The sequence below is a fragment of the Saccharomonospora iraqiensis subsp. paurometabolica YIM 90007 genome (genome assembly GCF_000231035.2).
In the GTDB taxonomy this organism is placed as follows: Bacteria; Actinomycetota; Actinomycetes; order Mycobacteriales; family Pseudonocardiaceae; genus Saccharomonospora; species Saccharomonospora paurometabolica.
Map to the genome: position 1 here is coordinate 163795 of NZ_KI912213.1, position 13627 is coordinate 177421.

Annotated in this window: 17 protein-coding genes and 1 tRNA gene; 11 read left to right on the forward strand and 7 right to left on the reverse strand. The window is 70.1% G+C overall.

What is annotated here, in order from left to right; all coding sequences use genetic code 11:
* Nucleotides 1-152 precede the first annotated feature (152 nt).
* Nucleotides 153-374, reverse strand: coding sequence for a DUF3618 domain-containing protein (locus tag SACPADRAFT_RS0205395; protein ID WP_007024646.1), 222 nt, complete (start codon nucleotides 372-374; stop codon nucleotides 153-155).
* 113 nt (nucleotides 375-487) lie between these two features.
* Here SACPADRAFT_RS0205395 and SACPADRAFT_RS0205400 point away from each other — a divergent pair.
* A tRNA-Leu gene (locus SACPADRAFT_RS0205400) sits at nucleotides 488-561 on the forward strand.
* A 15-nt stretch (nucleotides 562-576) separates the two neighbouring features.
* Here the strand turns inward: SACPADRAFT_RS0205400 and SACPADRAFT_RS0205405 are convergent.
* The 3 genes from SACPADRAFT_RS0205405 to SACPADRAFT_RS0205415 all read right to left on the reverse strand — a co-directional run bounded on the left by SACPADRAFT_RS0205405 (nucleotide 577) and on the right by SACPADRAFT_RS0205415 (nucleotide 3282).
* Nucleotides 577-2277, reverse strand: a complete 1701-nt coding sequence (locus SACPADRAFT_RS0205405; RefSeq protein WP_007024645.1) for a cation:proton antiporter — start codon at nucleotides 2275-2277, stop codon at nucleotides 577-579.
* 398 nt (nucleotides 2278-2675) lie between these two features.
* Entirely contained in the window at nucleotides 2676-2987 is a 312-nt protein-coding gene (locus SACPADRAFT_RS0205410; RefSeq protein WP_007024644.1) for a hypothetical protein, read from the reverse strand.
* Between the two features lie 91 nt (nucleotides 2988-3078).
* Complete coding sequence (locus tag SACPADRAFT_RS0205415) at nucleotides 3079-3282, reverse strand: cold-shock protein (protein ID WP_007024643.1); 204 nt, start codon at nucleotides 3280-3282, stop codon at nucleotides 3079-3081.
* A gap of 374 nt (nucleotides 3283-3656) precedes the next feature.
* Here SACPADRAFT_RS0205415 and SACPADRAFT_RS0205420 point away from each other — a divergent pair, with 374 nt between their 5' ends.
* Genes SACPADRAFT_RS0205420 through SACPADRAFT_RS0205430 form a run of 3 tightly spaced genes read left to right on the forward strand, consistent with a single transcriptional unit; the run spans nucleotide 3657 to nucleotide 6162 of the window.
* The gene (locus SACPADRAFT_RS0205420; RefSeq protein WP_007024642.1) at nucleotides 3657-4787 is read left to right on the forward strand and encodes an ABC transporter permease; all 1131 of its coding nucleotides are present in this window, start codon (nucleotides 3657-3659) and stop codon (nucleotides 4785-4787) included.
* A complete protein-coding gene (locus tag SACPADRAFT_RS0205425) occupies nucleotides 4784-5467 on the forward strand; it encodes an ABC transporter ATP-binding protein (protein ID WP_007024641.1) in 684 nt (227 codons plus the stop codon). The genes SACPADRAFT_RS0205420 and SACPADRAFT_RS0205425 overlap by 4 nt, the downstream gene beginning before the upstream one ends.
* Before the next feature lie 47 nt (nucleotides 5468-5514).
* Nucleotides 5515-6162 carry a TetR/AcrR family transcriptional regulator gene (locus SACPADRAFT_RS0205430; RefSeq protein WP_007024640.1) on the forward strand — a complete coding sequence of 216 codons (648 nt, stop codon included), beginning with the start codon at nucleotides 5515-5517 and terminating at the stop codon, nucleotides 6160-6162.
* Nucleotides 6163-6287: 125 nt separating this feature from the next.
* Here the strand turns inward: SACPADRAFT_RS0205430 and SACPADRAFT_RS0205435 are convergent, their stop codons facing one another.
* Nucleotides 6288-6491, reverse strand: coding sequence for a hypothetical protein (locus tag SACPADRAFT_RS0205435; RefSeq protein WP_007024639.1), 204 nt, complete (start codon nucleotides 6489-6491; stop codon nucleotides 6288-6290).
* A 193-nt stretch (nucleotides 6492-6684) separates the two neighbouring features.
* On the opposite strand from SACPADRAFT_RS0205435, the gene SACPADRAFT_RS25730 reads away from it, so the two are divergent.
* The 4 genes from SACPADRAFT_RS25730 to SACPADRAFT_RS0205455 are packed head-to-tail and all read left to right on the forward strand — an operon-like array spanning nucleotide 6685 to nucleotide 10268.
* Complete coding sequence (locus SACPADRAFT_RS25730) at nucleotides 6685-7680, forward strand: branched-chain amino acid ABC transporter permease (RefSeq protein WP_007024638.1); 996 nt, start codon at nucleotides 6685-6687, stop codon at nucleotides 7678-7680.
* A 9-nt stretch (nucleotides 7681-7689) separates the two neighbouring features.
* Complete coding sequence (locus tag SACPADRAFT_RS0205445; RefSeq protein WP_007024637.1) at nucleotides 7690-8682, forward strand: branched-chain amino acid ABC transporter permease; 993 nt, start codon at nucleotides 7690-7692, stop codon at nucleotides 8680-8682.
* Entirely contained in the window at nucleotides 8672-9547 is an 876-nt protein-coding gene (locus SACPADRAFT_RS0205450; RefSeq protein WP_007024636.1) for an ABC transporter ATP-binding protein, read from the forward strand. Before SACPADRAFT_RS0205445 ends, SACPADRAFT_RS0205450 begins: the two co-directional genes overlap by 11 nt.
* The gene (locus SACPADRAFT_RS0205455) at nucleotides 9540-10268 is read left to right on the forward strand and encodes an ABC transporter ATP-binding protein (RefSeq protein ID WP_007024635.1); all 729 of its coding nucleotides are present in this window, start codon (nucleotides 9540-9542) and stop codon (nucleotides 10266-10268) included. The genes SACPADRAFT_RS0205450 and SACPADRAFT_RS0205455 overlap by 8 nt, the downstream gene beginning before the upstream one ends.
* A gap of 128 nt (nucleotides 10269-10396) precedes the next feature.
* On the opposite strand, the gene SACPADRAFT_RS0205460 is transcribed toward SACPADRAFT_RS0205455, so the two are convergent.
* A complete protein-coding gene (locus tag SACPADRAFT_RS0205460; protein WP_007024634.1) occupies nucleotides 10397-11650 on the reverse strand; it encodes an ABC transporter substrate-binding protein in 1254 nt (417 codons plus the stop codon).
* A gap of 223 nt (nucleotides 11651-11873) precedes the next feature.
* Here SACPADRAFT_RS0205460 and SACPADRAFT_RS0205465 point away from each other — a divergent pair, with 223 nt between their 5' ends.
* The 3 genes from SACPADRAFT_RS0205465 (at nucleotide 11874) to bcp (ending at nucleotide 13386) form a co-directional block, all read left to right on the forward strand.
* Nucleotides 11874-12056 carry a hypothetical protein gene (locus SACPADRAFT_RS0205465; protein WP_007024633.1) on the forward strand — a complete coding sequence of 61 codons (183 nt, stop codon included), beginning with the start codon at nucleotides 11874-11876 and terminating at the stop codon, nucleotides 12054-12056.
* Between the two features lie 221 nt (nucleotides 12057-12277).
* Nucleotides 12278-12856 carry a hypothetical protein gene (locus tag SACPADRAFT_RS0205470; protein WP_233357125.1) on the forward strand — a complete coding sequence of 193 codons (579 nt, stop codon included), beginning with the start codon at nucleotides 12278-12280 and terminating at the stop codon, nucleotides 12854-12856.
* 50 nt (nucleotides 12857-12906) lie between these two features.
* Nucleotides 12907-13386 (forward strand): thioredoxin-dependent thiol peroxidase, encoded by a 480-nt coding sequence (gene bcp / locus SACPADRAFT_RS0205475; RefSeq protein WP_007024631.1) that lies wholly within the window; start codon nucleotides 12907-12909, stop codon nucleotides 13384-13386.
* 86 nt (nucleotides 13387-13472) lie between these two features.
* Here the strand turns inward: bcp and SACPADRAFT_RS25735 are convergent.
* Nucleotides 13473-13627, reverse strand: a 155-nt coding sequence (locus tag SACPADRAFT_RS25735; protein WP_007024630.1) for a non-canonical purine NTP pyrophosphatase, incomplete at its 5' end; no start/stop codon positions are given.

Genomic DNA, 13627 nt, shown 5'->3' on the forward strand with positions numbered 1-13627 from the left:
CCTACGCCCACGCCGCGCACTGAGCGCTGCGGCGGGCACCGACCGCGGTCGGTGCCCGCCGTCCGGGAATGCCCGCCGTCCGGGAACGCCGGCCGCCCGGGCGGTGTGCCGGATCCCGGCGCGCCCGAGCCACCCGGCGTTCCCGGATCACCTCAGCGCAGCAGCTTGCGAACCAGCAGCACGGCGACCAGCACCCCGGTGCCGACGAGCGGGTACCTGATCCTCGGGTCGTCGAGCTTGGCCCGGACACCCGCCTGCGCGGTGTCCGCGAGCTTCTGCGGGTTCGCCTTGTCCCCGATCCGGTCCAGGGTCGTCGCGAGCTGCTCCCTGGCCTTCTCGATGTCGCGTTCGATGGTCTCCGGGTCGCGCGCCACGTGTCCTCCCTCGCCACATCCTCTTCGCAGGCTGTCACGGTAGATCACGGGTGCCGCGAACGCCTCACCGGCCACGCCGTCGGGTGGCCCGCACGTTACGCTACAGGCGTATCGGGCCCGTAGCCCAACAGGCAGAGGCACACGGTTTAGGTCCGTGCCAGTGTGGGTTCGACTCCCACCGGGCCCACCGCGGTGGCGGGGATCACCCGGCTGTGCCGGGTCCGTCACGGTCGTCGTGACCACCGGCGTCGTGACCACCGGCGTCGTCGTGACCACCGCCGTGGAGCCCCAGCCGGTCGAGGGCCTCGGTGGTCGCGTCCGCGGCGGCGGCGAACGGTTCCAGCACGACGTCGGCCCCGGCTTCCCGGAGCAGGGCCGCGTCCCGCGCGGTGTGTGCCGTCAGCGCCACCACGCCCCGGTATCCGTGGTGCCGCAGCCCCTGCAGGAGCGCCTTGTTGATCTCCGCGACCGGGATGGTGCTGATCACGTAGCGGACCGTGGACAGCGGGAGGGTCTCCAGGAAGTGCAGATCCTCGGCGCTGCCGAACACCGCCGAAACCTGGGTGCGGTCGTTGGCGCTTACCCGGTGCGGATCGAAATCCACGGCGAGCACGCGGTGCCCGGTGCCGCCCAACCGCTCGGCGAGGTGACCACCGAACCGTCCCAGTCCGTAGACGATCCCGTCGAACGTCTCCCGGTCCCCGGAGGTCGCCCGGTGGTGTCCACGACGCTCGAACACCGCGATCCGGTGCTTGATGCGTTCGTAGATCGTGTGCGAGTACAGGATCAGGTAGGTCGAGGCACCGATCGTGATGATCCCGACCACGGTGATCAGGCCGACGGTGGCGTTGGTGATGTGGCCCAGGCTCAGTCCGAGCGCGGCGAGGATCAGCGAGAACTCCGAGATCTGTGCCACGGTCAACCCGGCCAGGAACCCGACCCGCACCGGGTACCGCATGGCCGCCATGATCAACACGACGATGAGCGGGTTCCCGACGAGCACGAACACCGAGAGCACGAGCGCCTCGGTGATCTGCCGGGTGGCGTCGGTGAACTCCAGGCGGGAGCCCAGGTCCAGGAAGAAGAACAGCAACAGGAAGTCCCGGAGGCTGACCAGACGGGCGCCGAGCGCGTCCCGGTACGGCGTCCCGGCCAACGACACCCCGGCGAGGAAGGCGCCCACCTCGGAACTGAATCCCAGCCAGTCGCTGAACGCCGCCACCGACACCGCGTACGCGATGCCGAACAGCAGCAGGAGTTCCTGGGACCGGGCGATGTGATGGGACAGCCACGGCAGCACGTACCGGCTCAGCACGGCGATGCCCGCCACGAGCCCGAGGCCCTTGGCGAACACGAGGCTCACGTCGAGGACGAGGTTGTCCCCCGTGGTCCGGCCGAACGCGGTCAACACGATCATCACCAGAACCACGACGATGTCCTGGACGATGAGGAACCCGACGGCGATCCGGCCGTGCAGGTGCTCCAGCTCCCGCTTGTCGGAGAGCAGTTTGACGATGATGATCGTGGACGAGAAGGTGAGCGCCACCGCGACGTAGAGGGCACTCACCGTGTCCATGCCCAGCGCGACGGCGATGAGGAACCCGACGCCCGAGGTGAACACGATCTGCCCCAACCCGGTCGCCAGCGCGATCGGTCCGGTGCTCCGGATGAGGTGCAGATCGAGGCGGAGGCCGACGAGGAAGAGCAGGATCGCGATGCCCATGCGGGCCAGCAGCTCGATGGTGCCGTCGGCCACGACCCAGCCGGTCCCCGTCGGGCCCACCAGGATGCCGACGCCGATGAAGGCGACGATCAACGGCTGCCGCAGGCGCGTCGCGATCAGCGCCGCACCCGCGGCGATCGCGAGGATGACGGCGAACAGGCCGAAAGCGTGGGCACCCATCGGCGACTCCGTGGTCGGCTGCCCTCGGACAGCACGATACCCACGGGCAACGCCCCCGGCCCGCCGCCAGCCACCACCCCAGCCCCGCGAGTCGCCACTCCAGAACGGCGAGTCGCCGCTTCAAGACGGCGTGTCGCCGTCCCAGAATGGCGAGTCGCCGCTTCAAGACGGCGAGTCGCCACTGCAGGACAGCAGGCCGCCGCTCCACGATCGTGAATCAGTGATTCGCCCTCGCGGAGCCGCGGAACAGGATCGCCGAAGGCGGACTCTGCCCGGCCTTTGCCGCGTCGGGGAGCGTCAATTCGCCAGTGCCCGACGTCAACTCACGCGCACGGGGCGTCAACTCACGCGCACGGGGCGGCGACTCGCGCGCACGGGGTGGCGACTCGCGGGTGGGGTCAGCGGTGGGCGGGTTTCCGGTTGCCGCTCGTGCGGCGGGGCGGGCGCGCCGGGGCCGGCTCGGCGTCGTTCGGTGCGACGACGTTCGCGGCCGGAGAGCTGAAGGGCGTGCACAGGCCCGCGGGCCGGTCGTGCTGCCGCGGCACGAATTCGGAGTAGTCCACCGGTTCCTCGCTGGTCGTGTGGCTGAACCGCACGGGCGCCACGTCGGCGGAGGAGTCGGACTCGGTGGAGATGAATGTCGTCAAAAGAAAGATCAGTCCCTCGTCGTGGGGTGTCGACGGTTCGGCGGCCACGTGGCACGCGGACACCGCGACTCCGATCGCCGGGGACGGCCGTCCGTCACCGGGTGTGTCCCCGGCGACGGACGGCCTTCTCAGGCTGCGTCGAAGCGGGCTTCGCTCAGAGCGCCTGGACGCCGGTGGCCTGCGGGCCCTTGGTGCCCTGGCCGACCGTGAAGGCGACGCGCTGGCCGTCGTCGAGGCTGCGGAAGCCGCGGCCCTCGATCTCGGAGTAGTGGACGAAGACGTCGCCGTCGCCCTCATCGGGGGCGATGAAGCCGAAGCCCTTTTCGCTGTTGAACCACTTCACGGTTCCCTGGGTCATGTCGTACCTCCGTCAGCTCGAAGTGTGGTCTCTCGTGCGCCGCACCGGGCGGACACGGGCAGCCGCAAGGTTCGAACGGCCACCACTCCAGCTACGCGAGGACAAGCGACACGCCCGCAACCGATTTCCGCGGACGTGAACGAACACGAACACGCAAAACTTGCGACTGTTCGGGGCAACGCCCCGAGGTACCGGGCTTGTTCCCGGCACTACACGTAGCCTACCGCACCACCCCGAGCGACCGGAAGGGACTGTGCCTTGGGCCTCGCCACCCGTCCCCGGCCGCCGCGGGACCACCCGTCGAATCTTGCCGACAGGGTGTCGGTATCGTCCCGGAGATGCTGACAACACGAATCCCGGCTCGGTGAGCAGCCATGTTCCTCGCCTTACGTGAACTCGCCTTCGCTCGCGGCCGCTTCCTGCTCATGGGAGCCGTCGTGAGCCTGATCACGATCCTCATGGTCCTGCTCAGCGGCCTGTCGGTCGGTCTCGCCAACGACGGTGTGTCCGGACTGCAACAGATGCCGGTGACGTCCTTCGCCTTCCAGGAGGACGTCGCGGAGGACTCGGCCTTCTCGCGCAGCGTCGTCGGCCCCGAGCACGTGGAGGCCTGGGCCGAGCAGGACGGGGTCGCCGAGGCGACGCCGTTCGGCAATACCCTGGTCAACACCCGGACCGACCGCGGCGTGGAGATCGATCTGGCGATGTTCGGCATCGAGACCGGCTCCGTGCTCGACCCCGAGGTCGCCGAGGGCGAGCGCCTCAACGGCGAGCGGCAGGTCGTGATCAGTGCGACCGCGGCCGAAGAGGGAGTCGAGGTCGGCGACACGGTCGTCCTCGAACCGACCGGCACGGAACTCGATGTGGTCGGCATCCTCGCGGAGCAACACACCTTCGGCCACGTCGACGTCGGCTACCTTCCGCTGCGCAGCTGGCAGGAGATCAAGGCAGGCGCGCACCCGGGCAGTGAGATCCCCGACCGGGTCTACGAGGAGTACACGGCTGTCGGGGTGCGGGCCCACACCAACGCGGAGGTCGACCTGGCGGCCGGCGACGAGCGGGCGGGGACCACCTCACTGACCCGCGAGGAATCGTACGGCGCCTCCCCCGGCTACACCGCCGAGACCTCCACCCTCCAGCTGATCCAGGTGTTCCTCTACGCCATCTCGGCGTTGGTCGTGGGTGCCTTCTTCACTGTCATCACGATCAACAGGCGACAGGAGATCGCGGTCCTGCGGGCCCTCGGCGCCGGTACGACCTATCTCCTTCGGGACATCCTGCTGCAATCGCTCGTCCTGCTCGTCGCCTCTGCCTGCGTCGGCATGTGTATCGGCCTGGCGGCCGGAGCCGCGATCAGTTCCACTCCGATGCCGTTCGCCCTGGAGGCGCAGCCGATCATCGGCGCCACCGCGCTTCTGCTGGTGCTCGGGATGGTCGGCGCCACTGTCGCCGTCCTCCGCATCACCCGTGTCGACCCGCTCACCGCACTCGGAGGTAACCGATGACCAGCGGCCTGATCCTTTCGGACGTCACTCTCCTGCACAACGACGGTGACGGGACCGTCCGCGCCCTCGACGGTGTTTCCCTCGAGGTGGCGGCCGGTGAAGTGGTCGCGCTCGTCGGGCCGTCCGGTTCCGGTAAGTCCAGCCTCCTGGCCGTGGCCGGCGCACTGACGACCCCCACGTCGGGAACGGTCCTCGTCGGCGGGAGCGAACTGTCGTCCGCGACACCGCGGGAGCGCAGCCGCATCCGGCGCGAACGGATCGGATTCGTCTTCCAGTCCGGCAACCTGGTCCCGGCCCTGACCAGTCTGGACCAGGTTCGGCTCCCGTTGACCTTCGGTCGTGTGGCGAATCCGCGCGACCCCGTGGCACTGTTGACCGACGTCGGCATGGACCACAAGGCCCGGCGCCGCCCACATCAACTCTCCGGAGGCGAGCGTCAGCGCGTCGGCATCGCCCGCGCACTCGTCACCCGTCCCGAGATCCTCCTCGTCGACGAACCGACAGCGGCGCTGGATCGCCGGCGCAGTCAGGAGATCGTCGCGCTGCTGGCCGAGGAGGCACACGAGCACGGTGTCGCCACCGTGCTCGTCACCCACGACCACGACGTGCTCCACCACTGCGACCGGGTCCTGGAGATCGTCGACGGTCGCCTCGGCGCGTTCACCCCCTCCACTCGCTGACGTGCGAACCCCTGGAGCGACAATCGGGTAAACCGCAAGGAGTGCCCATGCCTCGCATCCAGGCTGCCACCGTCGCCGAACACCACGAGCACCAGCGACGCGCACTGATCGCGGCGGCCCGGGGCATCCTGGCCGAAACCGGCGAGGTGCCGACGATGGGCGAGGTCGGCCGACGGGCCGGCCTCGCCCGCAGCAGCGTCTACCAGTACTTCGCCTCCGCGGAGGAGCTCCTGGCCGCCGTCGTCGCCGATTCCTTCCCCGACTGGGCCAGGCATGTCCTCGACCGCGTCGCCGCGGCCTCCTCCCCCGGGGCCCGGGTATGGGCCTACATCGAAGCCAACGTCGAACTCTTCACCGGCCCCCAGCAGGCCGTCGCCAACGCCCTGATGCGGACCGTCGATCCGCAGGTCCTGCACACGCCGATGAAGGAGTTCCACGCTCAACTCCAAGTTCCGTTGCGGGAGGCGCTCACCGCGCTCGGCGAACCCGAACCCGAGGCCATGGCCGAGCACCTCGGCTCGCTCGTCGTCCAGGTCGCACGCGACGTCGGCCCGTGCACTCCGGCCGCTCCCGACACCGACCCCGGTACCCCGGCCGCCACCGACGCCGGTCGACGTGCGCTCGCCCGACTCCGTCGACTGCTCGGCGGCTATCTGCACCTGCCGCCGACGACGGAGGCACACCCGACGCCCTAGCACCGCCACGTCGTCGGCACGCGCCCGCCGACACGCGTTCGTCGGCGGGCGTTCGTCGGCACCGGCGAGCAGGGACGGGAGTTCCCCGGGACTCGGCCCCGCGAGGCAGGGCCGTCACGGACGAGCTAGCCGCCGGCGTGCCCGTTACCCGCCGAGGCCTGCCGGTCGGCGTGCTCGTCGAGCAGGTCGCCCGCCTCGATGAGCCGTGCGGCCAGGTCGTGCTGCCGGGTCACCGACACCCGCCCCGCGCGCAGCGCCTCGATGAGCTCGGCGAGTTCCCGGTGCGCGGCGGTGAGGGCGCTCAGCACCAGCGACGTTCGTTCCTCCATCACATTCCACTCCTTCGAAGCCCCCCGAACGGACTACAGGTGCAGACAAAAGGAGGAGTCAGGTATGACGCACCGACGTCCGTGACACGCGCCATGACTACATCTGGTAACGATCACGTACGGGGCCACTCAGACGAGGTAACTGTGCTTACACTTGATCGCCCAACACGACCCCGACCGGCGTGAGGTGGCAGTGCGGCTATCCCGACTCCTCGTCCCCGCGTTCGTCCTCACGTTCACGGCACTGGCGCCGGCCACCGCCGCGGCACAGGGCGACGGGGTACCCCGACCCCCGACCTTCCCCGCCCGCGCGGCACAGGCTCTCGTCGACGGCATCCAGTTCGGCGCCATCATCGCGATCACGGCCGTCGGGCTCTCGCTCGTCTTCGGCACGACGCATCTGATCAACTTCGCGCACGGGGAACTGGTCACCCTCGGCGCCGTGGTCGCCTTCTTCGTCAACGTCGCCGCCGCGGGGCCCGGTCTGCACATCGTCGCCGCGGCCGCGATCGCCGTCGTGGTCGGCGCGGTCATCGGGGCGATCGCGGAGGTCGGACTGTGGCGACCACTGCGCAGACGCGGTACCGGAATGATCAACGCGTTCATCGTGGCGATCGGACTGTCCCTGCTGCTGCGACATCTCACGCTCGTCATCTTCGGCAGCAGACCGGGTTCGTACCGGGAGTACGACCTCCAGGAGCCGCTCACCCTCGGCCCCGTCGGCATCACCCCCCGGGACCTCACGATCACGGTGCTGTCCGTGCTCGTGCTGGTCGGCCTCGCCCTGCTGTTGCAGAAGACCCGCATCGGCACGGCCATCCGCGCGGTCTCGGCCAACCGGGACCTGGCCGAGGCCTCGGGCATCGACGTCCAGCGGGTGGTGCTGTTCGTGTGGCTGCTGGGTGGCGCCCTGGCCGCGCTCGGCGGGGTCTTCTTCGGACTCGCCGAGATCGTGACCTGGGACATGGGCTTCCGGCTGCTGCTGCTGATGATCGCCGGGATCATCCTCGGCGGGCTCGGCTCGGCGTACGGGGCGATGGCGGGCAGCTTCGTCATCGGCATCGTCGCGCAGGGCTCCAGCCTCTGGTTCCCGGTCGATCTGCAGAACGCCTGGGCGCTGCTCGCGCTCATCGTCGTCCTGCTGGTGCGACCGCAGGGGATCCTCGGCCGGCGGGAACGAGTGGGCTAGGCGGTACACATGAACTGGGAAGTCATCCTCTCCGACGCGCTGCGTGCCGGGATCGGGCCGATCGCGGCCGTGTACGCGCTGTCCGCCGTCGGGCTCAACCTGCACTTCGGCTACACGGGCCTGCTCAACTTCGGGCAGGTCGCGTTCATGCTGGTGGGCGCCTACGGCGTCGCCGTCTCGGTCTCGACGTTCGGCCTGTCACTGGCCGCCGGGGTGTTCGTCGGCCTCGCCTGCTCCGTGGTGCTGGCACTGCTGCTGGGACTGCCCACCCTCCGGTTGCGTGCCGAGTACCTCGCGATCGCCACCATCTCGGCGGGCGAGATCCTGCGACTGTTCTACCGCTCGGAATGGTCGGAACCGGTCACCGGCGGCGTGTTCGGACTGCAGCAGTTCGCGAACGACTTCTACGCGGTCAACCCGTTCCCGCCGAACCAGTACCAGTTCCTGACACTGATGTTCAGTGCCCGGGACATGTGGGTGCTGACGGTGTCCTGGGGTCTGGTCGCCGTGGCCACGCTGGTGGTCTGGCTGCTGGTGCGCAGCCCGTGGGGCCGCGTGCTGCGTTCCGTGCGCGAGGACGAGGACGCGGTCCGCAGCCTCGGTAAGAGCGTCTACACGTACAAGATGGCCAGCCTGGTCCTCGGTGGTGCGCTGGGCTCGATCGCCGGGATGCTGCTGGCGATCCAGAACCAGTCGGTGAACCCGGACAGCTACGACCCCGTGGTCACCTTCTACCTCTACACGCTGCTGGTGCTCGGCGGCGCGGGACGGGTGTTCGGCCCGATCCTCGGGTCGGCCCTGTTCTGGGCGATCCTGACCTTCCTGGACAGCCTGTTGCGGGAGGCCATCTCGAACGGGATCGTCCCCCCGACCGTGATCGACGAGTCCGAGGTCGGTGCGCTGCGGATGGCACTGGTCGGCCTGGGGCTGATGCTGCTCATGATCTTCCGGCCGCAAGGCATTCTCGGCAGTCGCAAGGAGATGCTGCTCGATGCCCGCTGACACGCCCACCGACGCCCCCGACGACCCGTTGGCCACGGTCCCGGCCGAACCGGGCGTCGCCAAACCGGACCCGGTGCTGACCGCGGACGGGGTCACCCGCGCCTTCGGCGGCCTCACCGCCGTCCACGTGGACCACCTGGAGATCCAGCGCGGCACCATCACCGCACTGATCGGCCCGAACGGGGCGGGCAAGAGCACCCTGTTCAACGTGCTGAGCGGGTTCGACCGTGCCGACGCGGGCACCTGGTCGTTCGACGGGACCACGATCGCGGGCAGCCCCGCGCACCGCATCGCGCGGGGAGGGCTGGTGCGCACCTTCCAGCTCACCCGGACCCTGTCGAAGCTCTCGGTGCTGGACAACATGAAGCTGGCCGCGCGCGGCCAGCGCGGCGAGCACCTGCTGCTGTCCCTGCTCCCGCCGGTGTGGACCCCTCAGGAGAAGCGGATCGAACGGCGTGCCGACGAGCTGCTCGAACGGTTCCGGCTGGCGCACATGCGCGACGAGTACGCGGGCACGCTCTCCGGCGGCCAACGGAAACTGCTGGAGCTCGCGCGGGCCCTGATGGCGCGGCCGACGATGGTCATGCTGGACGAACCGATGGCCGGGGTGAACCCCGCACTGACCCAGTCGTTGCTGGGACACATCACCGACCTGCGGGACGAGGGCCTGACCGTGTGCTTCGTCGAGCACGACATGGACGTCGTCATGGGCATCAGCGACTGGGTGGTGTGCATGGCCGAGGGCGGGGTGGTCGCGGAGGGGCCGCCGGACGCGGTCGGGGCGAACCCGGCCGTGATCGACGCCTACCTCGGCAGCCACCACGACGAACCGGGAGCGCGGGGAACGGAGGCCGACGATGAGTGAGCCCCTCCTGGTGGCCGAGGAGGTGTACGCGGGCTACGTCCCCGGGGTGGACATCCTGCGCGGCTGCGGCCTCGAACTGGGTCCCGGCGAGATCGTCGGGATCGTCGGGCCGAACGGCGCGGGCAAGTCGACCCTGGTGAAGGCCGTGTTCGGACTGCTGCGGGTGCGCAGCGGCAGCGTGCGGTTCCGCGGGGCCGACCTGACCAACAAACCCGCGCACACGCTGGTCTCCCGCGGGCTCGGGTACGTGCCGCAGCGGGACAACGTGTTCTCCACCCTGACCGTGGAGGAGAACCTGCGGATGGGCACGTATCTGCGGCCGAAGGCGTTCACCGGGCGCCGGGACTTCGTCGAGGAGCTGTTCCCGCTGCTCGGGCAGCGGCGTGGGCAGAAGGCCGACTCCCTGTCCGGCGGGGAGCGGCAGATGCTGGCGATGGCGCGGGCGCTGATGATGCGGCCGGAGGTGCTCCTGCTGGACGAACCGTCGGCGGGGCTGTCGCCGCTGTATCAGGACCAGGTGTTCGACCGGGTCCGGCAGATCAACTCCGCGGGCGTGGCGGTGCTGATGGTGGAGCAGAACGCCCGCCGGTGTCTGCAGATCTGCGACCGCGGATACGTCCTCGACCAGGGAACGAACGCCTACACCGGCACCGGCGCGGACCTCCTGCACGACGAGAAGGTCATCGAGCTCTACCTGGGCACCCTCGCCCGCGCCCGCTGACCCGTCCACGTACCCGGCCCGGGTCGTGCCGTGAAGGCCCCCTTGCCTGCGCCCGGTGCCGTGAAGGACTCCTTCACCGCATCACACGCAGCGAAGGAGTCCTTCACGGCACACCGGTGGCCGGGTGGTCAGTCGACCGAGCCCTGCTTGGTCTCCAGGGTCTGGAGTTCGCCGTTGTCGTCGTAGGTGTAGACGTCGAACGTCGCGGTGCCGGGCTCACCGGCCTCCACGAAGTCGAGTGGCCCGCTGACCCCGTCGTAGTCGATGTCGGTGCCCTCGTCGAGCAACGCCTTGCAGTCGGCGAACGAGGTGCACTTCTCACCGTCCCGGGTGACCCCGTTCATCTGGGAGACGAACGCGCCCGGGTCGTCGGACCCGGTGGCCTCGGCGGCCAGCGCGATGGTGGTCACACAGTCGTAGACCTGCGGCGCGAACTGCATCTCGGTGAGCTCGGGCGCGAACTCCTTGAGCCGGGCGCTGTAGTCGTCGTTCTCGGCCGTCGGTGCCGTGCCCTTCATCCCCGAGATCAGTCCGGGGTCGTTCGGGGACACGAGGTCGGCCAACTCGGCACTGCGGAGGCCGTCCGTGCCGTAGATGCCGATGTCCTGCGGACCCGCGCCCGCCTCAACCATGGCCTGCAGCACCTGCGCACCCTCCTCGAACGCGACGACCAGCGCCGCGTCCGGGTCCGCACCGCTGACCTGCTGGGCGACCTGGTCGAAGTTGGTGGCCTCGGGGTCGTAGGTCTCGGAGACCACGACCTCGGCGCCCTGCTCCTCCAGGGCCGTTCTGGTCGCCTCCATCAGTCCCCGGCCGTAGTCGTCGGCGCGGGCGGCGATGGCGACCCGTTGGTGCCCGTCGCCGGTGATCACGTCGGCCAGTACCGGGGCCTGCAGATTGTCGCTCGGTGCGGTGCGGAAGTAGAAGCCGCCGTCGTTGTAGTCACTGAACGTCGCGGCGGTGTTCGAACCGGAGCACTGCACCACGCCGGAGCCGGTGATGTTGTCGATGATCGCGAGCGACATCCCGGAGGCCGCCGCGCCGATCACCGCGTCGACCCCGGAGGAGAGCACCCGGCGCGCGGAGTCGACCGCGACGCCGACCTGGCCGGCCTCGTCGCTGCCCACCACCTCGGGGATCGGCTCGCCGAGCACGCCGCCCGCCTCGTTGATGTCGGAGATCGCGAGTCCGACCGACTCGATCTGTGGTGGGCCGAGGAAGGCGAGCTGCCCCGTCTCCGGGAGCACGTACCCGAGATCGAGTACGCCGTTCCCCCCGTCACCGCCTCCTCCCTGCTGATTTCCACCGGTCGCACACGCGGTGGCCACCAGTGCCGTGACGCTCAGGAAGATCGCGGATCGCCACCAGGCCGATGCTCGCATCCTCCGCCTCCCATCATCCGGGTCCGTGGGCGGCCGGGCGGCGGTGTCGCCCCGCCCCCGGCTGTCCTTGCGAGAGTGCGAGACTAGATCGTTCGGCCCGCACCGGGAACACACCGCAGCGGATCGATACGTGTCGTTGACTTGCGGGCAGGTCCACTCGCCCGGAGTATCGTGGCCGTGACGCCGGGTGAGCGGCGCCGGACGACGCGGAGGAGGTGCAGGAGTGACCGCCCGACGCCTGCTCCGCTGGCCCGAGCGCTGGGCCGACCGGTTCGAGAGGCGTGGTGTCTACGTCCCGGGCGAGGACAGCCGGGGGCTCGACCCCTGGCGGGACTGGGGCTGGCTCATCGTGATCTGGCTCGCGGGCCTGGCCGTGTTCATCCTCGTCTTCGCGATCGCCGTCTGAGGTCACGCCGGTGCCACACCCGGTCGGGCACCCTCGGTCGTGACCGCGGCCACCGCAGGGCCGGGTGCACATTACGACGAAGACACATCCCGGAACCGGATCTGCGACGACTCCCCGCCCCGGGTGGATAGCCCGGACCGTCGCCGACACAGTAGAGGTGGCGGCGTGTGCGCCGCCGAACGGAGCAGCGAGACCGGACGATCGGACCAGGGAGTACGGCTGTGCGAACGCGAGGGCCTGTCGGCGTACTGTGCGCGGTGCTCGCGCTCACCGCCTGCGGCCCGTCCTCGGCCGACGACGCGACATCCGGCGCGCCGGCGATCGGCGCCCCGGCGACGGGCGCCCCCGCCGGGGCGGCGTCGAGCACGGTGCCCTCCACGACGCCGTCCTCGGCGGAGCTCCCGGACGGGGAGGCCGGTTTCGGCTCCCGGGTCCGGCTCTCCTCGGGTCTGGTCATCTCGGCGTCCTCGCCCGACACGTTCACCCCGAGCGAGAACGCCTACCCGCCGGCCGAACGTGCCGTCTCCGTCGGCATCGACGTCTACAACGGGTCCGACCGGCCGTACCGCCTCTCCAAGCTGTCGGTGACCGCGACCGTCGCCGGCGAGGAGGTCAAGCAGGTGCGGGACTCCGCCCGCGGGTACAACGGCATTGTCGACGCCGACAAGGACGTCCCCGTCGAGGACAGCGAGAACTTCACGCTCGCGTTCGCGGTCCCCCCCGACGACACACGACTCACCCTCAAGCTCTATCCGGACGGCTCGGACGGGGACACGGCGGTGTTCACCGGGGCCGTCTGAGGTCCACCGGGCCGCCCGGGGCGCCGGGACGGTTGGCTAGGCTGCCCGGCATGACCGAGCAGAAGCGGCTCTCCCCCGGCGACCCGGCCCCGGACTTCACCCTCCCGGACAGCCGCGGCGAGACGGTGACGCTGTCCGATCTCCGCGGCCGGTCGGTGGTGGTGTACTTCTACCCGGCCGCGGGCACCCCCGGCTGCACCAGAGAGGCGTGTGACTTCCGGGACAGCCTCGCCCAGCTGAACGACGCCGGGTACCGGGTGCTCGGGATCTCGCCGGACAAGCCGGACAAGCTGGCGACCTTCGCCGAGAAGGAAGGGCTGACCTTCCCGCTGCTGTCCGACCCGGACAAGACCGTGCTGGCCGAGTGGGGCGCGTTCGGCGAGAAGAAGAACTACGGCCGCGTCGTGCAGGGTGTGATCCGCTCGACGTTCGTCGTGGACCCGGCGGGCACCCTCGCCGTGGCCCGGTACAACGTCAAGGCCACCGGCCACGTCGCCCGCCTGCTCCGGGAGTTGGACCTGGCCGCCTGACCGGCCCCGCCGGTTCCGCCAGTCAGGCCCGTTCCACCGCGCCGGACGGCACGGCCCGGGGACGACGCGGACGGCGCCGGGCCCGGTCAGCGCGTGTCCGTCAGCTCCCGCAGCCGGGGCACCAGGGCGCGCAGCGCCCTGCCCCGGTGCGAACAGGCGTCCTTCTCCTCCGCGGGCAGCTCCGCGGAGGTGCGCCGGTCCCCCTCCGGGACGAAGATCGGGTCGTAACCGAACCCGTTCT